Consider the following 22,402-nt stretch of genomic DNA (forward strand, 5'->3'; position numbering starts at 1 on the left):
ATCCTCGTTCTTTATTGTTATTAGCTGTTTTTATCTAACGCGGTTTACAACCTGTGGGAGCGGGCTTGCCCGCGAAGGTGTCGGCACCGTCAACATTGCCGTTGGATGTTCTGGCCCATTCGCAGGCAAGCCCGCTCCCACACTTGATCTTCATCTGCCTTTGAATTGAGCTACGTTCGCCGCCCGGTTTTCGCCTAGCGCTTGACCGGCAGCCCCCAAACGCTCACCCGTCTTGGCATCGAACAGCAGCACTTTCGATGGGTCGAATTGCAGCGTCAGGGTCTCGCCCACGGCCGGCGCGACGTCCGGCGCCAGGCGGCAGCAGACCTTGGTTTCGTTCAGGTTGACGAACACCAGGGTGTCGGGCCCGGTGGGCTCGATGACCTGTACTTCGGCCCGAATGGTCGGCAGGCCATTGGCCTCGCCGTTCGCCAGCACGATTTGCTCCGGACGCATGCCCAGGATCACTTCTCGATCCTCAAGCCCCGCGTCCTGCATGCCCAGCGGCAGCTCGCAGCGTGCCTGGCCACTGTCGAGCAACGCCAGCAGGCGGCCGTCCTTGCGCTGCAGGCGCAGGGGAATGAAGTTCATCGGCGGCGAGCCAATGAAACTGGCCACGAACAGGTTCGCCGGGTCGTTGTAGATCTGCTTCGGGGTGCCGAACTGTTGAATGATCCCGTCCTTCATCACCGCCACCTTGTCGCCCAGGGTCATGGCTTCGATCTGGTCGTGGGTCACGTAGACCGTGGTGGTTTTCAGGCGCTGGTGCATCAGTTTCATTTCGGTGCGCATCTCGACCCGCAGCTTGGCGTCGAGGTTGGACAACGGTTCATCGAACAGATAAATCTTCGGTCGCCGCGCCAATGCCCGGCCCATGGCCACGCGCTGTTGCTGCCCCCCCGAGAGCTGACCCGGCTTGCGGCTGAGCAGGTGTTCGATTTGCAGCAGCCTGGACACCCGTGCCACTTCTTCGTCGATGTCGGCGGCGGGCATTTTGCGAATCTTCAAACCGAAGGCGATGTTGTCGCGCACGCTCATGGTCGGGTACAGCGCATAGGACTGGAACACCATGGCGATGTCGCGATCCTTGGGGCTCATGCCGCTGATGTCGGCGTCATCCACCAGGATCGCCCCGCCGCTGATGTTCTCAAGGCCGGCGATGCAGTTCATCAAGGTCGATTTGCCGCAACCGGACGGCCCGACCAGGATCAGGAATTCACCGTCATCGATCTTCAGTTCGATGTTCTTCAAGGTGTCCGGCAAGCCGGCGCCGTAGGTTTTGTTGACGTTGCGTAATTCGAGCGTTGCCATGTTGTTCTACCCCTTGACCGCGCCGGACGTCAGCCCGCGCAGGAAATACTTGCCAGCGAATATGTAGACCAGCAGTGTCGGCAACCCGGCGATCATCGCCGCCGCCATATCAACGTTGTATTCCTTGGACCCGGTGCTGGTGTTGACCAGGTTGTTCAAGGCCACGGTGATGGGCTGCGCATCGCCGCTGGCGAAGACCACACCGAACAGGAAGTCATTCCAGATCTGGGTGAACTGCCAGATCAGGCAGACCATCACGATCGGGATCGACATCGGCAGCAGGATCTTGCCGAAGATGGTGAAGAAGCCCGCGCCATCCAGGCGTGCCGCCTTGACCAGTGCATCGGGAATGCTCACGTAGTAGTTGCGAAAGAACAGCGTGGTGAATGCCAGCCCGTAGACGATGTGCACCAGCACCAGCCCGGTCGTGGTGTTGGCCAGGCCCAGCTTGCCGATGGTGAACGAAGCCGGCAGCAGCACGGTCTGGAACGGCAGGAAGCAACCAAACAGCAGCAGGCCGAAAAACAGCTGCGAACCGCGGAAGCGCCACATCGACAGCACATAGCCGTTCATTGCACCGACGAAGGTGGAGATCAGCACCGCCGGCACAGTGATTTTCACCGAGTTCCAGAAGTAGCCGCCCACGGTGTCCCAGGCCTTGATCCAGCCAATGCCGTCGATCACCTGCGGCCAGCTCAACAGGTTGCCGGTGCGAATGTCTTCCGGGGACTTGAAGCTGGTCAGCAGCATCACCACCAGCGGGATCAGGTACACGGCCGCCGCCAGCAGCAGCGTTGCGTAGATGGCAATACGACTGAGGCTCAGGGTGGGTCTGGCGAGTTGATTACTCATGGCGTTTGCCCCGCAATTCGGAGTACAGGTACGGCACCAGAATCGCCAGGATCGCACCGAGCATCATCATCGCGCTGGCCGAACCGATGCCCATCTGGCCACGGCTGAAGGTGAAGGAATACATGAACATCGCCGGCAGGTCGGAGGCGTAGCCCGGCCCCCCCGCCGTCATCGCCGCCACCAGGTCGAAGCTCTTGATCGCGATATGCGCCAGGATCATGAAGGCACTGAAAAACACCGGGCGCAGGCTCGGCAGCACGATCTTCAGGTAGATGGTCGGCAGGCTGGCACCGTCGACCTGGGCGGCACGGATGATCGACTGATCGACACCGCGCAGCCCCGCCAGGAACATCGCCATGACAAACCCGGAGGCTTGCCACACGGCTGCGATCACCAGGCAGTAAATCACCCGGTCCTGATCCACCAGCCAGTCCAGGCGAAAGCCTTCCCAGCCCCAGTCACGGAGCATTTTGTCCAGGCCCAGGCCCGGGTTGAGCAGCCACTTCCAGGCGGTACCGGTGACGATCATCGACAGCGCCATCGGGTACAGGTAGACCGTGCGGATAAAGCCTTCCCGGCGGATGCGCTGATCCAGCAGCACCGCCAGAAACACCCCCAGCACCAGGCTGATGGCAATGAACATGCCGCCAAAGACCGCGAGGTTCTTGCTGGCGACCCACCAACGGTCGTTGTCCAGCAAGCGCACGTATTGCTGCAGGCCGACCCACTTGTAGCTCGGCATGAAGCTGGAGTTGGTAAAGGACAGGACGAATGTCCAGAGGATGTAACCGTAGAAGCCAACCAGGACGATCAGCATGCTCGGCGCCAAAACCAGTTTGGGGAGCCAGCGCTGCAGTGCGTCGAACGGTGAGGCTTTGCTGAAAACCGCCACAGAGCTCATCGGGATTATCCAGGTGAAGAGAAGTGAATGCGCACAGTGACCCCTTGTGGGAGCGGGCTTGCTCGCGAAAGCGGACTGACATCCAACACAGATGTCGACGGATTCACCGTCTTCGCAAGCAAGCCCGGTCCCACAGGATCAGGCAGTGTTCGGGATTACTGGGCGGCTTTGACGGCCGATGCCAGTTGGGCGCTGGCCTTGGCCGGGTCAGCGTCCTTGTCGTTCATGAAGTTGGTCACGACGTCGAAGATCGCACCTTGCACGGCCAGGGACGTGGCCATGTTGTGGGCCATGCTCGGCTGCAGGCCGCCGGACTTGTCGCTCGCCAGGAAGTCCTTGGCCGAGGCCTGGGCACAGGCGTCGAAGCCCAGGCCACTCATGTCGCCGAGCATGTCGGTGCGAACCGGGATCGAGCCTTTGTTGATGCTGAAGACCTTCTGGAAGTCCTTGCCCAGCGCAACCCGGGCCAGGTCCTGCTGAGCCGCGATGTCTCCCTTGCGATCGGCCTTGAGCTTGAACACCGCCAGGGAGTCGATGTTGTAGGCGAAGGCTTTTTCTGTCCCCGGGAACGGTACGCACAGATAGTCCTTGCCGGCGATCTTGTTGGCGGCGGTCCATTCGCTCTTGGCCCAGTCCCCCATCATCTGCATGCCGGCCTTGCCATTGATCACTTCAGCGGCGGCGATGTTCCAGTCACGGCCCGCACGGTTAGGGTCCATGTAACCGGTGAGCTTCTTGAGTTCGGCGAAAGACTTGACCATCTCGGGGCCGGAGAGGGTTTTCTGGTCTAGGTCCACCAGGGCTTTCTTGTAGCCGTCCGTGCCCATGACCGACAGCACCACGTCTTCAAACACGGTGCTGTCCTGCCATGGCTGACCGCCGTGGGCCAGGGCGATGAAGCCGGCGGCCTTGAGCTTGTCGCCAGCGGCGTAGAACTCCTCGAGGGTGGTCGGGGCCTTGTCGATACCGGCTTGCTTGAAGACTTGCGGGTTGATCCACAGCCAGTTGACGCGGTGAATGTTCACCGGGACGGCCACATAGTCGCCTTCATACTTGACGGTGTCGGAGACTTTCTTCGACAGCAGGCCGTCCCAGTTTTCCGCTTTGGAAACGTCCTTCAGGGCGTCGGTGCTGAGCAGGCCGGTACTGCCCCACTCCTGGATATCCGGGCCTTTGATCTGGGCAACACCCGGTGGATTACCCGCGACCGCGCGGCTCTTGAGGACGGTCATAGCGGTAGCGCCACCGCCACCGGCGACCGCACCGTCTTTCCAGGTAAAGCCGTCTTTTTCGACTTGCGCCTTGAGGACATCGACGGCGGCTTTTTCACCACCGGACGTCCACCAGTGCACGACTTCCACAGCACCTTTGGAATCGGCGGCATGGGCGTTCAGAGGAAACAACGAGGCGAGAGTAATGACCGTGGCGAGGCGGGAAATCCCATTCATCTGAAGTACCTTTCTTGTTGTTATGCATGCAAGTCTGGTGCTTGCGCTGCAAACGAGTTTAAACAGCGTCGCGCGCCCGGCAGGTAACGAAGCGACGGCAAAATGTCACCACATGGTTACATAGCCGCCGGGATAGACGCCCGGGCCAATGCACTGGCCAGGCTCGGCGCCAGCGGCAGGCGTGGAATCAACACCGCCTGCCAGGCGTGATACAGGTCCGGCTTGCCTCCCCAGATCTCGGCGCTCGGGCAATTGAAGGGGTCGAGTTCGTGGTGCCAGCTGCCATGGGTTCGGTCGATCAGGTAGCGTTCGCTGTATTCCCAGAAACACCGATACCAGGTTTCGTACTGCACCTCGCCCGTGCGCTTGAGCAAGGCACTGGCCGCCGCGCTGGCCTCGCAGTGAACCCAATGCAAGCGCTGGCGCACCACCGGCTGGTTGCCCCAGTCGAGGGTGTAGACCAGGCCTGGCGCGCCATCGACATGCCAGGCGTGAAGACAGTTGCTGGCAAACAATCTTTGCGCGTCGACCACCAGCCAGCCAGGGGCCGGAATGCCCGCCAGAACCAGCGCCGCCTCAAGGTGCAACAACAACCGTGACCATTCAAAGCCATGGCCTGGCGTGGTGCCGTAGGGTCGGAAACCATCGGCCGGACAAGCCTGGTTGTACTCGCGCAACGGCTGCCACTGTCGGTCAAAATGCTCGACGACCCGATAGTCGTTAGCCGCCGCGTGACCGCGGATCACCCGCTCGACAATCCGCAACGCGCGGCGCAGCCAGCGGCTGTCCTGGGTGACATCGGCCAGGGCGAGGAAGGCTTCGGTGGCGTGCATGTTGCTGTTGGCACCGCGATAGGCCTCCTCGACGCTCCAGTCGCGGCTGAAGGATTCGCGCAGGGCGCCCTCCTCCTCGCTCCAGAAATGCCGGTCGATGACATTGACCGCCTCCATGAGTAAAGCCTCGGCGCCCGGTCGCCGAGCGACCACCGCGGAGCTGGCCGCCAGCGCGACGAATGCGTGCAGGTACGCCGCCTTGTCCGTGTGGCCATCAGGGTGCCCGGGCGCAGCGAACCAGCCACCGAACCTGGCGTCACGCAAGGGTCCCATGAGGGCATCGAGCCCATGATCCACTTGCTCGGCAAACCCTGGTAGTCCCTGGATATGAGCCATGGAAAAACAGTGGGTCATGCGGGCGGTGTTCAGGGTGTGGGCCTGGGCACCGGCCGGCAATTGACCGTGCGCGTCCAGGTTGCCGAAGCCCTCGGGCAGCTTCGAGGCCTTGGCGAACGCGAGCAGGCGCAGGCCTTCATCGGCCAGCCATTGTTGATGGGCAGGTGCGTTCAGCCAACTGCTGAATGCAGGTTGGAAGGTGTTCATGGGAGACCTGTTTTTGTTGTTATGACTGCGGTGAGTCTAAACAACGGTAAAGGCGGCGCAGGTAACAAAGCGGGCGGTGTGTGTCACATGATGGTGACAATGACTCAACACTGTTGTGGCGAGGGAGCTTGCTCCCGCTGGAGCGCGAAGCGCTCCCAAAACCTGCCACCGGAGTTTATCTGACGTACTGAGGTGCAGATTTTACGACGGCTGCGCCCGAACGCGGACCGGCCGACGGGAGCAAGCTCCCTCGCCACAGGATCGGTGCCAGTCAGTCAAGAGAACGCGGCAGCTGCAAGGTCACCCGCAACCCGCCCTCACGCAGGTTCTGCAAGCTGACTTCACCGCCATGGCTATGGGCGATGTTGCGGGCGATGCCCAGTCCCAGGCCATACCCCTGCTGTTGCCCGGCCAGGCGAAAGTGCGGTTCGAACACCTGCTCCAGGCGCTGTTCAGGTACGCCCGGCCCTTCATCATCGACGTGCAGGATAAACGCACTGTCATCGTCATCGATGTGCAGGTGAGCGTTCTGCCCGTACTTGAGGGCGTTGTCGATCAGATTGCCGATGCAACGCTTGAGCGCCAACGGTTTGCCGGGATACGGCGCCAGCGCCCGCCCCTGCTGGGTCACGCGGCCGTTGCCGTTGGGTGCCAGGTAAGGTTCCACCAGGCAATCGAGCACATGATTGAGATCCACCGGCTCGATGTTCTCGTGGATGTCGGTGTCCTTGACGCATTGCAGCGCGCCTTTGACCAACAGCTCCAGCTCATCCAGGTCTCGCCCGAACTTGGCTTGCAGCTGTTCGTCCTCCAGCAATTCGACGCGCAGGCGCAGACGGGTGATGGGCGTGCGCAAGTCATGGGAAATCGCACTGAACAACTGGCTGCGTTCGGTCAGGTAGCGGCTGATGCGCTCGCGCATCGCATTGAACGCGCGCCCCACCTCGACCACTTCACTGCCGCCGCCCTCGGCCACCGGCTCCACCTCGGCCCCCAGCGACATGTCCCGCGCCGCCCGCGCCAGGCGCTTGAGCGGACGGCTTTGCCAGTGCACCAACAGGCCGATGAACAACAGCAAGAAGCCGCTGGTGAGCACAATGAACCAGACCTGTTGCGAGGGCAGGCCCTGCTCTTCAAGGCTGGTATAGGGCTCTGGCAACAGGGAGGCGATGTACAGCCACTCTCCCTCGGCCAGCTTGATCTGGGTGACCAGCACCGGCGGGTTGACCGGTTCCAGGGTCAGCGCGTAATGGGCCCAGGAGCGCGGCAGTTCATCGAGCTTCAAGCCGCCGTTGAAAATCCGCAGGTCGTCCGGGCTGACGAATTGCACCGAGAGATCGGTATCGGCCCCCAACGACTTGCGCAGCACCTCATCCACCGCCGCCAGCACCGCTTGCTTGCGCGGGGTCGCCGGCAGCAATTGCATGTCCAGCGGCTTGTCGTTGAGGGTCACCACGAACCGGGTACCGCCCATGCTGCGCAGTTGATCGAGCACCAACGGCCGATAGGCCACCGGCAACGAACGAAAGTAGCTGACACTGGCGGTCATCGAATGGGCCAGGCTGCGGGCGGCCGTCACCAGGCCTTCCAGCTGCGTGGCGCGCAATTGCGACACCCAGATCACGCTCGACAGCGCTTGGGCAAACAACACCGCCAGCAAGGTCAGCAACAGCATGCGCCCAAGCAGCGAGCGCGGCACCGGCACCTTGCGGATCAGCCGGGTGAAGGCTTCAGTGACCATTGCTGGCGACCACACTGGCGGCCAGTTGATAGCCGCTGCCGCGCACGGTGCGAATCAGGCGTGGCGGTTTCTCGGTATCGCGCAGACGCTGGCGCAAGCGGCTGACCGCCATGTCGACAATGCGGTCCAGGGGCATCAGGTCACGACCCCGGGTGGCATTGCCGATGGTGTCGCGATCAAGGATTGCCTGCGGATGATCGAGGAAGAGCTTGAGCAAGGCGAAATCGGCGCCGGAGAGAATCACCTCTTCGCCGTCGGTGTGAAACAGGCGGTGACTGACCATGTCCAGGCGCCACTCATCGAAGGCCAGCACCTCACCGCCAGGGCGGTCCTGGCCAAACTGCGCCCGGCGCAACAGGGCCTTGATCCGCGCCTGCAGTTCACGGGGGCTGAAGGGTTTGCCCAGGTAGTCATCGGCCCCCAGCTCCAGGCCAATGACTCGGTCGGCTTCGTCGGAACTGGCGGTGAGCATGATGATCGGTACATGGGGCTGGCGCGGGTGTTGACGCACCCAGCGACACAGGCTGAAGCCGTCTTCGTCCGGCAGCATCACATCAAGGATCACCAGGTCGCTCGGCGCCTCGTTCAGCGCCTGGCGAAAACCCGCGCCATCGGGCGTGGTACGCACCTGAAAGCCGGCTCGGCTGAGGTAGGTGTCCAGCAACTCACGTATCTCTTGATCGTCATCGACCAACAAAATCGACTTGTTGACTGAGCTCACGGGGTGGCGTCCTTGTTGTTATGGATGAGGCGGATTATGCCTGATCAAAAATGCATCGCGAACGAGCCTTTGTGGCGAGCGAGCTTGCTCGCGCTCGGCTGCGAAGCAGTCGCAAACCTGAAATCGCGGTTCTTGGATAATCCGCGCTCGCTGGGTTCAGGAGTGCTTCGCACTCCAGCGCGAGCAAGCTCGCTCGCCACAGGTTTCAAGATTGTTCCAGCGCCACGCCCGCACCCGTCAAACCGGAATACGGTGCCGTCACCAGCCACACCGGAATGCCCTTGAAGTAATCGCTCATGCAACCTTTGTCGGCGAAGCAACGGGCGAAACCGCTTTGGAGGAAGACCTCGGCGAACCGCGGAATCACCCCACCGACGATGTACACCCCGCCGCGCGCTCCGCTGGTCAGCACGTTGTTGCCGGCCACGCGCCCCAGCCAGCAGCAGAACTGCTCCAGCACTTGCAGGGCAATCGGGTCGCCCGCCAGAGCGGCCGCGGTGATCGCCTCGGGTGTATCGAGCACTGGCGCATGCCCGTCTACCGCGCAAATCGCCCGATAGACACGCGGCAAGCCACCACCGCTGAGGGCCGCTTCCGCACTGACATGGCCAATCTCGTTGAAGAGGTGCTGCCACAACTGGACTTCACGCGAGCTGCTCAGTGGCAGGTCGACATGCCCGCCCTCCCCCGGCAATGCGCTCCAGCGACCGTTACCCTGATCCAGCAAGGTGCCAACCCCCAGGCCGGTGCCGGGGCCGATCACCACCGCCGGGCGCAACGGCTCGGGAGTGCCTTCGCAGACCACCCGGAACTCGCCCGGTTGCAGGCGCGTCATGCCCAGGGCCATGGCCGAGAAGTCATTGACCAACAACAGCCGGTCGACCTGCAAGGTCTGGCAAAATCCCCGGCGACTCAGTCGCCAATGGTTGTTGGTAAACCGAAACTCGTCACCACTGACGGGGCCGGCCACCGACAGGCACACCGAGCCAATCGCGCCCGGTGCCAGGCCCAGACCGGCCAGGTAAACGCCAATGGCGTCTTCCGGGCACTCATAGTCGGCGGTGGCCAGCACCTGGATCGATTCCAGTTGCCGGTTCTTCCACAACGCAAATCGCGCGTTGGTCCCTCCGATGTCACCGACCAGCGCTAGCTTCACTTAAGGCTCTCCAGAGCAGAGGTAAAGGCGCTGGCGCCCTGCTCTGCCGAGCTGAAAGCCATGCGCATGAAACCAAACAGTTCGCGACCGCTGCCGACGTTGTCCGCCAACAGGCACTTGGCCGGCTCGCGCGCGGCGAATTCGTCGGCGTCCACCTTCAGTTCCAGGGTGCCTTTGACGCCGTCGACGCGGATGATATCGCCCTCTTGCACCCGCGCCAAAGCGCCGCCCACATAGGCCTCGGGGCTGACGTGAATGGCTGCCGGGATTTTCCCCGAGGCGCCGGACATGCGCCCGTCCGTCACCAACGCGACCTTGAAACCGCGATCCTGCAGCACACCGAGGAATGGCGTCATCTTGTGCAGCTCCGGCATACCGTTGGAGCGCGGGCCCTGGAAGCGCATCACCGCGACAAAATCCTTCTCCAGCAGACCGGCCTTGAACGCATCGGCCAGGTCCTGTTGATCCTGGAACACCATGGCCGGCGCTTCGACGATCTGGTTTTCCAGCGCCACTGCCGAGACCTTCATCACACCGCGACCGAGGTTGCCTTCCATCACCCGCAGGCCACCTTCGGCCGAGAACGCACGAGCGACCGGGCGCAGGATGGTTTCATCGAGGCTTTCGGTCACGCCTTCGCGCCACACCAGCTCACCGTTATCGAGGAACGGCTCCTGGGTGTAACGGCTCAGGCCGTGACCCAGCACAGTGTTGACGTTTTCGTGCAGCAGCCCGGCTTCCAGCAACTCGCGGATCAGGAACGACATGCCGCCAGCGGCCTGGAAGTGGTTGATGTCGGCTTTGCCGTTCGGGTAGACGTGGCTCAGGGTCGGCACCACCTCGGAGAGGTCGGCCATGTCCTGCCAGGTCAGTTGAATGCCCGCGGCCATGGCGATGGCCGGCATGTGCAACGTGTGGTTGGTCGAGCCGCCGGTGGCGTGCAGGGCCACGATGGAGTTGACCAGCGCGCGCTCGTCGACGATTTCGCCGATCGGCATGAAGTTGCCGTTCTGCTTGGTCAGTCGGGTCACCTGGTGCGCCGCCTCACGCGTCAGGGCATCGCGCAGGGGGGTGTTCGGGTTGACGAAGGAGGAACCCGGCAAGTGCAGGCCCATCACTTCCATCAACAGCTGGTTGGTGTTGGCGGTGCCGTAGAAGGTGCACGTGCCAGGGCTGTGGTAGGACTTCATTTCCGATTCCAGCAGCTCTTCACGGCTGGCCTTGCCTTCGGCGTATTGCTGGCGAACGTCGGCTTTCTGTTTGTTGGAGATCCCCGAAACCATCGGCCCGCCCGGGACGAAGATCGTCGGCAGATGACCGAAGCGCAACGCGCCCATCATCAGGCCGGGCACGATCTTGTCGCAGATGCCGAGCATCAGCGCGCCATCGAACATGTTGTGGGACAGCGCCACGGCGGTGGACAGCGCGATCACTTCGCGGCTCGGCAGGCTCAACTCCATACCCGGCTCACCCTGGGTCACGCCATCGCACATGGCCGGTGTGCCGCCGGCAAACTGGCCGACCGAGCCGATCTCGCGCAGGGCTTTCTTGATCAGCTCGGGAAAGACTTCGTAAGGCTGATGCGCCGAGAGCATGTCGTTATACGACGAAACAATCGCAATGTTGGCGGCGTTCATCATCCGCAGGCTGTTCTTGTCTTCACTGCCACAACCGGCCACGCCATGGGCGAAGTTGGCGCACTGCAGCTTGCCGCGCACGGGACCGTCGCTGGCCGCACCGCGAATCAGTGCAAGGTATGCCTCACGCGTGGCGCGGCTGCGGGCGATAAGCCGTTCGGTGACCTCAAGGACGCGGGGATGCATGTGTAGAACTCCAGGCTAACGGATGTGGCGACCTGATTGTCTATGCTGATCAAAGGCCGTTGTGATTGGGATGACAGACGGTTTTCTTGACCACTCGGACCAGTTGATTCAGGTCACTCGTTGTAGATAAGACAAAATATTGCCACTAAAAAGGCTTGTTTTCTATTTTTTTGCGAATAATCTTGTAATTCCAACAACAAAACGACGGCGGCGCTGTTAAATATGACTCTTCGAATCGCAATCAATGGTTTTGGCCGTATCGGCCGCAATGTCCTGCGCGCCCTGTATTCCCAAGGTTATCGCCAGGATTTGCAGATCGTTGCCATCAACGATCTGGGCGACAGTGCAATGAACGCCCACCTGCTCAAGTACGACACCGTACACGGTACCTTCGATGCCGATGTACAGCATGACCTTGAAAGCCTGACCGTCAATGGCGACCGGATCGCCGTCAGCGCCATTCGCAACCCGGCCGATTTGCCCTGGGCCGCGGAGAAAGTCGACGTGGTGTTCGAATGCACCGGCCTGTTCACCGACCGTGCCAAAGCCGCCGCGCATCTTACCGCCGGTGCGCGCAAAGTGATTATCTCGGCACCGGCCAAGGGCGCCGATGCCACGGTGGTGTACGGGGTCAACCACGACATTCTGCGCCAGTCACACCAGATCATCTCCAATGCGTCGTGCACCACCAACTGCCTGGCCCCGGTGGCCCAGGTGCTGCACCGCGAGCTGGGCATCGAGAGCGGCTTGATGACCACCATCCACGCCTACACCAACGACCAGAACCTGACGGACGTCTATCACAGCGACCCGTACCGCGCCCGTTCCGCCACCCAGAACATGATCCCGAGCAAGACCGGTGCCGCTGAAGCGGTGGGCCTGGTGCTGCCGGAACTGGCGGGCAAGCTGACCGGCATGGCCGTGCGCGTACCGGTGATCAACGTGTCACTGGTGGACCTGACCGTGCAGCTCAAGCACGACGTCACGGCCCATGAGGTCAACGAACTGCTCAGGGAAGCCAGCCAGCACTCCAAAGTCCTCGGCTACAACACCCTGCCGCTGGTCTCCAGCGATTTCAACCACAACCCGCTGTCGTCGATTTTCGACGCCAACCACACCAAGTGCAGCGGCCGGCTGCTCAAGGTCCTGGCCTGGTACGACAACGAATGGGGCTTCTCCAACCGCATGCTCGATAACTGCCTGGCGCTGTGCAACGCCGAATGAACCCCGTTGCCGCGGAGCCGCCAATGATTGGTATCAGTTTTACCCAAACCACCATGGCGGCGCGCAAACGCATCGCCCTGGTCGCCCATGACCACTGCAAGGTGTTCTTGCTCGACTGGGCCGAACGCCAGAAGCCCAGGCTCGCGCAACATGAGCTGGTCGCCACCGGCACCACCGGCTTGTTGTTGAGCAAACGCCTGGACCTACCGGTTGAAAGCATGATCAGCGGCCCACTGGGCGGCGATCAACAGCTCGGTGCGCGAATCGCCGAGCAGCGGGTGGACATGCTGGTGTTTTTCTGGGACCCATTCGAACCACAACCTCACGATCCGGACATCAAGGCGCTGTTGCGCGTGGCGGCGGTGTGGAACATTCCGGTGGCCTGCAATGAATGCAGCGCCGACTACCTGCTCAGCAGCCCCTTGATGGATCAGCCCCACGAGTACCGGATCCCCGATTACCCAGCGTACCTGCAGGGGCGCCGATAATTCCTACAAGTAGAGCTTGACCTTTCACATAGATGATAAGCATTATCATTCGCTTGAAATGGATCAGGTCCTACTGTGAGTCAGTCGCGCTTCAATCATGTCTTCCTCGCTCAGCGCGTCTCGCTGCTGCGCACCCTGGAGCGGATGGTCAACAACCACAGCACCGCCGAGGACCTCTTGCAGGAAACCTACCTGCGCGTGACCCGGGCACTGAGTGAGCGGGCCATCGATCACCTGGAACCGTTCGTGTTTCAAACCGCCCGCAACCTGGCGCTGGACCATTTGCGCGCACGGCGCATCCAGTCGCGAACCATGGTTGAAGACGTTCCGCTGGAGGTCGTGCAAAACGTCGCCGCGCCGCTGAGCAGTGCCGAGGACGCCGCCCACGCCGAACAGATGCTCGAACGCCTGAACGTCAGCCTCAACCAATTGACCCCGCGCCAACAGCAGATTTTCATCCTCAGCCGCTTGCACGGGCACAGCTATCTGGAGATTGCCGAGAAGCTCGGCGTCTCTCTGAGTACCGTGCAGAAAGACCTGAAGCTGATCATGGCAATCTGTGTCGGCGTGGCCGATCGCCATAACCGCCATTGATTCTGTCGGACAATGGTTTTGCACGACTGCGTCAGGACGCAGGCTTTGTTACCCTTGGCCGACGTTTGCATCACCCCAATTAAAAACCAGCCGTGCGCAGACACGGTCGAGGAACACCCGTGACGGACACCCCGCCCTCCCACCCGCCAGCCTCGACGCGGGACGCTGCCAGTACCCGCGCGATGGATCAGGCGCTGGACTGGCTGATCGTGCTGGACAGTCCGAGCGAAGCGCAAACCCGTGAGTTCCAGGCGTGGCTCGCCGCCGCCCCGTGCAACGCCGAGGCGTTCGCCAGGGCCCAGGCCATCTGGGAAGGCCCGCAGGTCGCGCAGTGCGCCCAAACCCTTAATACCGCAACGCGCAAAGTCAGCGTGCTCGGGCGCCTGCGCCCGCACTGGAAACCACTGGCCACGGCGGCGGTGCTGATCCTCGGCTTGTTCAGCTTCAGCAACCTGCCCATGCGCCTGCAGGCCGATCACCTGACCGTGATCGGCGAGCGTCAGCGCTTGCAGCTCGAGGACGGCTCAAAAGTGCTGCTCAACACCAACTCGGCGTTCTCCAGCACCATCGACGATCAGCGACGTGTTGCCCGCCTGTATCAGGGCGAAGCCTACTTCGAGGTCGCCGCCAATCCCGGCCTGCCGCTGGAGATCGATGCCGGGCCTGTCACCGCCAGCGTGCGCGACACGACGTTTGCCGTGCGTTACCTGGACGGTATCGCCCAGGTCCGCGTGCAACGGGGCGATGTCGACTTGCGCAGTACCCACAGCGACGCCCGTGTCCGCCTGAGCGCGGGCGAAAGCATCCGGATCGGCCCCAATGGCTTCGACCAGCCGGCCAGGCTCGACCCGGCGACCGACCTGGCCTGGGTTCAGGGGCGACTGGTGTTTGAAAACTGCCCGTTGAACCAGGTGCTGGCCGAACTGCGTCGCTACTACCCGGGCTGGATCATCAACACCAACGAACAACTGGCCAACGTCGCGGTGACCGGCAATTACCGGCTGGACCAGCCGCTGGACGTGGTCCGCTCGCTGGCCCACATCACCTCTGCCAGGCTCCAGGAGTTTCCGGCGCTGGTGATCCTGAATTAACCCGCCACGCACTGAATGAGAATTATTTTTACTCGATAGCGTTGCCCTGTACGTCTCGTCTTAGCCAATGCAATTGATTCGCATCATTGATGCCGATCTGCACCTATACGATTCGTGCGACACGGAGCGCTCTCGATGTCCCCTCGCCTCACCCACCGATCCTCGTCACCTTCCGCTCGCGTGCAGCACTGCACGCTGTCCTTGCTGACCGCCGCTATCCTGCTGGCCGGTGCGCAAGCGGCGCCTGTCATGGCCGCCACTGCGACCCAACAACCCAGCCGCAACATGGGCGACTACAGCTTCGCCATTGCCCAGCAGCCACTGGTGTCGGCCCTCAACGCCTTCACCGCCGTCACGGGCTGGCAGGTCGGCTTGTCGGCTGAACTGGCCGAGGGTGTTGCCTCGCCGGGGGTTCATGGCGCACTGACACCGGAAAAAGCCCTGGATCGTCTGTTGGCGGGGACCAACCTGAGCTATCGCAAGCTGGGCAATAACAACATCGTGCTGGAGAAGCGCAACCTCGGTGGCACCGTCGCCCTGCAACAGATGACCATCAGCGCCACGCGCCAGGAGCAGAGTGTCGACAGCGTGCCGGCCACTGTCACCGTGCACACCCGCGAAGAACTGGACCGCAACAACGTCAATACCATCAAGGATCTGGTGCGCTACGAACCGGGTGTTTCGGTCGGCGGCACCGGCACCCGGGGCGGCATCAGCGGCTACAACATCCGGGGTATCGACGGCGACCGGATCCTGACCCAGGTCGACGGTGTCGAGATTCCCAATGGTTTCTTCAACGGCCCCTATGCCAAGACCCAGCGCAACTACGTGGACCCGGAAATCGTCAAGCGCGTGGAAATCCTGCGCGGCCCGGCCTCGGTGCTGTACGGCAGCAACGCCATCGGCGGTGCGGTGAGCTACTTCACCCTCGACCCGGACGACATCATCAAGCCTGGCCAGGACACCGGTGCCCGCCTGAAAACCGGCTACAGCTCCGCCGATGACAGTTGGTTGAAGTCCGCCACCGTCGCAGGTCGCGCCGAGCAGTTCGACGGCTTGCTGCACTTCAGCCAGCGCGACGGTCATGAAACCGAGTCCTACGACCACTACAACGGCACCGGCCTGGACCGTACCGCCGCCAACCCGGAAGACGTGCGCACCACCAACGTGCTGGCCAAGGCTGGCTGGAACTACGCCGACGACGCACGCCTGGGCCTGACGTACGAGAAGTACAAGGACGACCGCGACACCGACCAGCAAAGCGCCATCGGCGGCCCGTTCAACAACGGTCAGCCAATGGGCATGTACCGCTCGCGCACCGGCAACGACACCATTACCCGCGAACGCTATGGCCTGGAAAACACCTTCGCCCTCGATTCCCTGCTGGCCGACAACGTCAAATGGACGCTGAACTATCAGATCGCCAAGACCGACCAGAGCACCCTGGAAAACTACTTCCCGTTCAGCCGCAACGTGATGCGGACCCGCGAAACCCTGTACGAAGAAAAACAGTGGGTGTTCGATGCGCAACTGGACAAGGCGTTTGCCCTTGGCGAAACCGGTCATGTGCTGACCTACGGCACCACCCTCAAGCAGGAGAAAGTCACCGGCTCGCGCAGCGGTAGCGGCTACTGCCTGGCGGTAGGACGTGGTTGCAGCGCCATCGGTGCCATCAGCCCCGCCGATGTCCTGAAAAAGTCCAGCGACTTCCCGGACCCGACCATCAACACCTACAGCCTGTTCGCCCAGGACCAGATCAGCTGGAACAACTGGACCTTCCTGCCGGGCCTGCGCTACGACTACACCGAACTCAAGCCGCACGTCACCCAGGAGTTCCTCAACACCGTGTCCCCCGACGGACGTGGCACCGTCAGCGAAGAGAACAAGACCTGGAACCGCGTCTCGCCCAAGTTCGGCCTGACCTACGCCCTGACCGACAACTACATCTGGTACGGCCAGTACGCCGAAGGCTTCCGCACCCCAACGGCCAAGGCGCTGTACGGTCGCTTCGAGAACAGCACCACCGGCTACAACGTCGCGCCGAACCCGGACCTGGAACCGGAAAAAAGCCAGAGCTACGAGACCGGCCTGCGCGGCAACTTCGAGTCGGGCAACTTTGATGTGGCAGTGTTCTATAACAAGTACCGCGACTTCATCAACGAAGACGCCGTCACCCCCGGCTACAACGAGCTGACCTTCCAGAGCAACAACATCAAGCACGCGACCATCAAGGGCGTGGAACTCAAGGGCCGCCTGAACCTGGATGTCTTCGGCGCACCTCAGGGCCTCTACACCCAAGGCTCGATCGCCTATGCCCACGGGCGCAACGACGACACCGGCGAGCCACTGAACTCGATCAACCCGATGACCGGCGTGTTCGGCCTGGGCTATGAGCAGGACAGCTACGGCGCCTTGCTCAGCTGGACCCTGGTACAGAAGAAAAACCTGGTCGACGACAGCAGCTTCAAGTCGCCGGACGGCGTCAACAGCCAGTTCAAGACCCCGGGGTACGGTGTGCTCGACCTGGCCGGTTTCTACAAGGTCACCGACGACGTGACAGTCAGTGCGGGCGTGTACAACCTGGCCGACAAGAAGTACTGGCAGTGGGACAACGTACGCGGCTACGACAGTGTGGGTGAGGCCGCCGTGCTCAGCCCGGCCAACCTTGACCGCCTGACCGAGCCAGGCCGCAACTTCGCGATCAACCTGATCTGGGATATCTGATCGCCACACCGTGAAAGGTCACTCACTGCGCTTTCTATGTAAGGCGCAGTGAGAATTTTTTACTGTGCCACGTTCACTGGTTCGTCTAGTTACCAAGCGCATCTCATTCTCAAGGACTTCTACATGACTGCTGTCGACACCACCCAACGCGCGAGCCTGCGCTCACAACGCCTGAACCAGATCACCCACGAGCCGCACGCCAGACTCGATGCCCTGGTCAAAGCCCATGCGCCCTTTGAAACCCAGGCCAACTTTGCTCGTTTCGTCGTGGCCCAGTACCTGTTTCAGTCGGAACTGGTGTCGCTGTACAACGATGCGGATCTGACCGCCATCGTGCCCGACCTGCCGCAACGCTGCCGCGCCGAGGCGGCCAAGGCTGACCTGGCCGACCTGGAAACCGAGGTTCCGGCGCCAGTGGCCGGCGCCGTGAAAAACCCGGGCAAGGCCGAGGCCCTGGGCTGGGTCTTCGTTTCCGAAGGTTCGAAACTCGGTGCGGCATTCCTGATCAAGCGTGCGGTTGGCCTGGGCCTGAGCGAAACCTTCGGTGCCCGTCACCTGGGCGAGCCGGCCGGTGGTCGCGCCGAAGGCTGGAAGAGCTTCGTCAAGACCCTCGACGGCCTGGCGTTCAGCGTCGAAGAAGAAGCCGCGGTAGAGAAAGGCGCGATTGACGCGTTCAACCGTTTCACCGTGCTGCTGGAACAGGCGTACGCCACCGCACCTGAATTGGCCTGACTCATGAGGGAACGGGCTTGCCCCAATGCCGGTAGGAGCGAGCGTGCTCGCGATGGACGTTAACGATAACGCGTGCTTTCTGATTGAACGCGTTGCTCTTGAGTTCATCGCGAGCATGCTCGCTCCTACAAAGGTCGGCGTTCGCCTAACTGACCGGCATTGGGGCTTGCCCGCTCCCACCGGGACAGGTGCCCCGCACACAACCGAACCGGCCCTTGCCGACCGAACGCCACACTCGTCACCATGAGTCCCATGTCTCACCTCGCCACCTCCAAACTCGCCCGCCTCCTCTTCGGCCTGCTGGCCTATGTCAGCCTGGGCATCGGCCTGCTGGCCATCGTCATCCCCGGCCTGCCCACCACTGAATTCATCCTGCTGGCCGCCTGGGCGGCGACCAAGTGTTCACCGCGCCTGAGTGCATGGCTGGAAAACCATCGTTTGTTCGGACCGATCCTGAGCAACTGGCGCAACGGCAAAATCATCGCCCGCCGGGCCAAAGTCAGCGCCACCGTCAGCATGCTGCTGTGCGCCGGGCTGATGCTAGTGATGCTCGACCATGGCTGGCCGGTCTACCTGGCCATCGCCGGCATGAGCCTGGGCAATCTGTGGATCTGGTCCCGGCCGGAGTCCCTGGCACCGGCAACCTGAGATCACGCGTTAATTTTTCTCAACGAAAGCGCGCTAAAAACGGTTCGATAAGCCACTGATCCTGCCAAAACATCCGCTATTCATGACAAACGCATGACCGTTCATCGGTTTCGATTCATGCCCGCTAACAGTAAGCCGATGTGACAAACATGGCGCTGAATGGATTTGGCGAAGAGGTCGACACCGACCCGATGCCAACCAGTCATCCATTCGCGAGATCGCCCCATGTTCGACTCTCTTTCCATCCGCCTTAAAATCGTGCTGTTGTCCGGACTGTGCCTGCTGGGTGTGGTCGGGCTGATTGTCGGTATGAACATCTACCAGACCAATCAGAACGATGAGCTTGTCAGCACCTCCAGCACACGCATGCTGACCGCCAGTGTCGAGAACCTGCTGCAGGCCAGGGCCGCGGAGCAAGCGGTGCGGGTACAGAAGACGTTCGGCGAAAGCCTGTTGGTGGTGACCGCCCTCGCCGATCAGGTGGCGGATCTGCGCGCCATGGCCGCTCACCGCTCGCTCGACGCCGGGGCCTTGCGTGAGGCGCTGAACCAGAGTCTGAAAACTGCCTTCGAACGCAATACCGGGGTGCTGGGCATCTGGCTGGCCTACGAACCCAACGCCCTGGACGGCAAGGACAGCGAGTTCGCCAACGACGCCGCCCGGATGTCCAACGAGGCCGGACGCTTTGCCAGCTACTGGAGCCGCGCCGCAGGTCAGGGGAGCAACACCGTCATGGTCGAAGACGACATGACCAAAACCACCCTGAACCTCAGTGGCACGCCCTACAACAGTTGGTACACCTGCCCACGCGACAGCAAACGCACCTGCCTGCTGGACCCTTACGCCGACACCGTCAACGGCAAGGAAATGTTGATGACCACCATTTCCATACCGCTGCTGGTCGATGGTAAAGCCATCGGCGTGATCGGTATCGACATCGCCCTCGACGCGTTGCAAGCGGCTGCCGTCAACGCCCAGCACGCGCTGTTCAACGGTGCCGGGCACATGCTGATCGTGTCCGGCAGCGGGGTACTGGCCGCCTACAGCACCGACGCCAAACACGTCGGTAAAAGCATCGGCGATACCCTCGGCAGCGACGGCAAGGCGGTGCTGCAACAGCTCGCGGCCGGTAGCCCGAACATCCTCAGGCAGGGCGAGCTGATTCGCGCGGTGTTCCCGGTCAGCCCGATTGCCGACACCAAGGCCTGGGGCGTGGTGATCGACCTGCCACGGCAGGTGCTGCTGGCCGACTCGGTCAAACTGCAAGCCGTGCTCGATGACGCCCAAAACAGCGGCACCTTCAAAACCCTGGCCGTGGCCATTGGTGCTGGGGTGCTCGGCCTGTTGCTGATCTGGCTGACCGCCTCCGGCGTGACCCGGCCGATCAACAGCGTCGCGACCATGCTCAAGGCCATTGCCAGCGGCGACGGCGACCTGACCCAACGCCTGAACTACAGCAAGCAAGACGAACTGGGCGAACTGGTGAGCTGGTTCAACCGTTTCCTCGACAAACTGCAACCCACCATCGCGCAGATCAAGCAAAGCATCACCGACGCCCGTGGCACCGCCGACCAGTCTTCGGAAATTGCACGCCAGACCAGCGAAGGCATGCAGGTGCAGTTCCGCGAAATCGACCAGGTCGCCACGGCGTCCAATGAAATGAGCGCCACCGCCCATGACGTGGCCAGCAGTGCATCGAACGCCGCCAACGCCGCCAAGGGGGCCGACCAATCGGCCCGTGACGGGATGTCGATCATCGAGCGCAGCACCCGCGACATCAACCAGCTGGCCGAGGAAGTCAGCAAGGCCGTGACCGAAGTCGAAGCGCTGGCGGTGAACAGCGAGCAGATCGGCTCTGTACTGGAGGTGATCCGCAGCATCGCCGAACAGACCAACCTGCTGGCCCTCAACGCCGCCATCGAGGCGGCCCGCGCCGGAGAAAGCGGTCGCGGTTTTGCGGTAGTGGCCGATGAAGTGCGCAACCTGGCCAAGCGCACCCAGGATTCGGTCGAGGAAATCCGCCTGGTGATCGAACGGATTCAGAGCAGCACCCGCGGCGTGGTCGCCACCATGCACTCGAGCCAGACCCAGGCCCACAGCAACGCCGGGCAGATCCAGCAAGCGGTACAGGCATTGGGCAAGATCAGCGAAGCGGTCACGGTGATCAGCGACATGAACCTGCAGATCGCCAGCGCCGCCGAACAGCAGAGCGCCGTGGCCGAAGAGGTCAACCGCAACGTCTCGGCGATTCGCACTGTCACCGAAACCCTGACCGAACAAGCCACCGAGTCGGCGCAGATCAGCAGCCAATTGAACTCACTGGCCACCCAGCAGATGAAACTGATGGATCAGTTCCGGGTGTAAAAGGCCGAGTGCATCCCAGTGGCGAGCGAGCTTGCTCGCGCTGGGTTGCGCAGCAACCCCAAAAAGGTCGCCGAAGACTTGCTGAAAGACCGCAATCACCCTGTCAGGGCCGCTCCGCGCCCCAGCGGGAGCAAGCTCCCTCGCCACGAAATATCGAGCACCTCCCCTCTGTGACGCATCGACACCTCTCCCGTGGCGAGCGAGCTTGCTCCCGCTGGGTTGCGCAGCAACCCCAAAAAAGGTCGCCGAAGACTTGCTGAAAGACCGCAATCACCCCGTCAGGGCCGCTCCGCGCCCCAGCGGGAGCAAGCTCCCTCGCCACGAAACATCGAGCACCTCCCCCCTGTGACGCATCGACACCTCTCCCGTGGCGAGCGAGCTTGCTCGCGCTGGGTTGCGCAGCAACCCCAAAAAAGGTCGCCGAAGACTGTCTGAAAGACCGCAATCACCCTGTCAGGGCCGCTGCGCGCCCCAGCGGGAGCAAGCTCCCTCGCCACGAAATATCGAGCACCTCCCCTCTGTGACGTATCGACACCTCTCCCGTGGCGAGCGAGCTTGCTCGCGCTGGGTTGCGCAGCAACCCCAAAAAGGTCGCCGAAGACTGTCTGAAAGACCGCAATCACCCTGTCAGGGCCGCTCCGCGCCCCAGCGGGAGCAAGCTCCCTCGCCACGAAATATCGAGCACCTCCCCTCTGTGACGCATCGACACCTCTCCCGTGGCGAGCGAGCTTGCTCGCGCTGGGTTGCGCAGCAACCCCAAAAAAGGTCGCCGAAGACTGTCTGAAAGACCGCAATCACCCTGTCAGGGCCGCTGCGCGCCCCAGCGGGAGCAAGCTCCCTCGGCACGAAATATCGAGCACCTCCCCTCTGTGACGTATCGACACCTCTCCCGTGGCGAGCGAGCTTGCTCGCGCCGGGTTGCGCAGCAACCCCCAAAAAAGGTCGCCGAAGACTTGCTGAAAGACCGCAATCACCCTGTCAGGACCGCTCCGCGCCCCAGCGGGAGCAAGCTCCCTCGCCACGAAACATCGAGCACCTCCCCCCTGTGACGCATCGACACCTCTCCCGTGGCGAGCGAGCTTGCTCGCGCTGGGTTGCGCAGCAACCCCAAAAAAGGTCGCCGAAGACTGTCTGAAAGACCGCAATCCCTCTGCCAGGGCCGCTCCGCGCCCCAGCGGGAGCAAGCTCCCTCGCCACGAAATATCGAG

The 22,402-nt window shown here is 62.2% G+C and carries 17 protein-coding genes and 1 pseudogene; 9 read left to right on the forward strand and 9 right to left on the reverse strand.

Annotation, left to right across the window (positions count from 1 at the left end; genetic code table 11):
* Positions 1 to 150 precede the first annotated feature (150 nt).
* From AC3WQN_RS12020 to edd, 9 genes are all read right to left on the reverse strand, one after another.
* On the reverse strand, positions 151 to 1,311 hold the full coding sequence (locus AC3WQN_RS12020) for an ABC transporter ATP-binding protein (RefSeq protein WP_103399545.1): 1,161 nt from the start codon (positions 1,309 to 1,311) through the stop codon (positions 151 to 153).
* A 6-nt stretch (positions 1,312 to 1,317) separates the two neighbouring features.
* On the reverse strand, positions 1,318 to 2,163 hold the full coding sequence (locus AC3WQN_RS12025; protein WP_103399546.1) for a carbohydrate ABC transporter permease: 846 nt from the start codon (positions 2,161 to 2,163) through the stop codon (positions 1,318 to 1,320).
* Positions 2,156 to 3,064, reverse strand: coding sequence for a carbohydrate ABC transporter permease (locus AC3WQN_RS12030; protein WP_103399547.1), 909 nt, complete (start codon positions 3,062 to 3,064; stop codon positions 2,156 to 2,158). The genes AC3WQN_RS12025 and AC3WQN_RS12030 overlap by 8 nt, the downstream gene beginning before the upstream one ends.
* Before the next feature lie 155 nt (positions 3,065 to 3,219).
* Entirely contained in the window at positions 3,220 to 4,512 is a 1,293-nt protein-coding gene (locus tag AC3WQN_RS12035) for an ABC transporter substrate-binding protein (protein ID WP_103399548.1), read from the reverse strand.
* A 116-nt stretch (positions 4,513 to 4,628) separates the two neighbouring features.
* Entirely contained in the window at positions 4,629 to 5,888 is a 1,260-nt protein-coding gene (locus tag AC3WQN_RS12040; protein WP_103399549.1) for a D-mannose isomerase, read from the reverse strand.
* Positions 5,889 to 6,159: 271 nt separating this feature from the next.
* Complete coding sequence (locus tag AC3WQN_RS12045; RefSeq protein ID WP_178081889.1) at positions 6,160 to 7,587, reverse strand: ATP-binding protein; 1,428 nt, start codon at positions 7,585 to 7,587, stop codon at positions 6,160 to 6,162.
* Between the two features lie 31 nt (positions 7,588 to 7,618).
* A complete protein-coding gene (locus tag AC3WQN_RS12050; RefSeq protein ID WP_095078514.1) occupies positions 7,619 to 8,350 on the reverse strand; it encodes a response regulator in 732 nt (243 codons plus the stop codon).
* A gap of 205 nt (positions 8,351 to 8,555) precedes the next feature.
* Positions 8,556 to 9,506: a glucokinase gene (locus tag AC3WQN_RS12055; RefSeq protein ID WP_103399551.1), complete on the reverse strand. Its 951-nt coding sequence runs from the start codon at positions 9,504 to 9,506 to the stop codon at positions 8,556 to 8,558.
* Positions 9,503 to 11,329: a phosphogluconate dehydratase gene (edd, locus tag AC3WQN_RS12060; RefSeq protein WP_103399552.1), complete on the reverse strand. Its 1,827-nt coding sequence runs from the start codon at positions 11,327 to 11,329 to the stop codon at positions 9,503 to 9,505. Before edd ends, AC3WQN_RS12055 begins: the two co-directional genes overlap by 4 nt.
* Before the next feature lie 222 nt (positions 11,330 to 11,551).
* On the opposite strand from edd, the gene gap reads away from it, so the two are divergent.
* From gap to AC3WQN_RS12105, 9 genes and pseudogenes are all read left to right on the forward strand, one after another.
* Positions 11,552 to 12,553 (forward strand): type I glyceraldehyde-3-phosphate dehydrogenase, encoded by a 1,002-nt coding sequence (gap, locus tag AC3WQN_RS12065; RefSeq protein ID WP_103399553.1) that lies wholly within the window; start codon positions 11,552 to 11,554, stop codon positions 12,551 to 12,553.
* A gap of 23 nt (positions 12,554 to 12,576) precedes the next feature.
* Positions 12,577 to 13,041 carry a methylglyoxal synthase gene (locus AC3WQN_RS12070; protein WP_103399554.1) on the forward strand — a complete coding sequence of 155 codons (465 nt, stop codon included), beginning with the start codon at positions 12,577 to 12,579 and terminating at the stop codon, positions 13,039 to 13,041.
* Positions 13,042 to 13,116: 75 nt separating this feature from the next.
* Positions 13,117 to 13,635, forward strand: a complete 519-nt coding sequence (locus AC3WQN_RS12075) for an RNA polymerase sigma factor (RefSeq protein WP_103399555.1) — start codon at positions 13,117 to 13,119, stop codon at positions 13,633 to 13,635.
* A 119-nt stretch (positions 13,636 to 13,754) separates the two neighbouring features.
* A complete protein-coding gene (locus tag AC3WQN_RS12080) occupies positions 13,755 to 14,726 on the forward strand; it encodes a FecR family protein (protein WP_492589400.1) in 972 nt (323 codons plus the stop codon).
* Between the two features lie 135 nt (positions 14,727 to 14,861).
* Entirely contained in the window at positions 14,862 to 17,450 is a 2,589-nt protein-coding gene (locus AC3WQN_RS12085; RefSeq protein ID WP_103402346.1) for a TonB-dependent receptor, read from the forward strand.
* A gap of 123 nt (positions 17,451 to 17,573) precedes the next feature.
* Positions 17,574 to 18,182 (forward strand): biliverdin-producing heme oxygenase, encoded by a 609-nt coding sequence (locus AC3WQN_RS12090; protein WP_103402347.1) that lies wholly within the window; start codon positions 17,574 to 17,576, stop codon positions 18,180 to 18,182.
* Between the two features lie 252 nt (positions 18,183 to 18,434).
* Positions 18,435 to 18,830, forward strand: a complete 396-nt coding sequence (locus AC3WQN_RS12095) for a YbaN family protein (protein ID WP_103402348.1) — start codon at positions 18,435 to 18,437, stop codon at positions 18,828 to 18,830.
* A gap of 498 nt (positions 18,831 to 19,328) precedes the next feature.
* Positions 19,329 to 20,336, forward strand: a pseudogene (locus AC3WQN_RS12100) (methyl-accepting chemotaxis protein); the annotation flags it as partial.
* A gap of 102 nt (positions 20,337 to 20,438) precedes the next feature.
* The gene (locus tag AC3WQN_RS12105) at positions 20,439 to 21,194 is read left to right on the forward strand and encodes a methyl-accepting chemotaxis protein (RefSeq protein ID WP_492589508.1); all 756 of its coding nucleotides are present in this window, start codon (positions 20,439 to 20,441) and stop codon (positions 21,192 to 21,194) included.
* Positions 21,195 to 22,402 lie beyond the last annotated feature (1,208 nt).

This window comes from Pseudomonas sp. FW300-N1A1 (assembly GCF_058789115.1).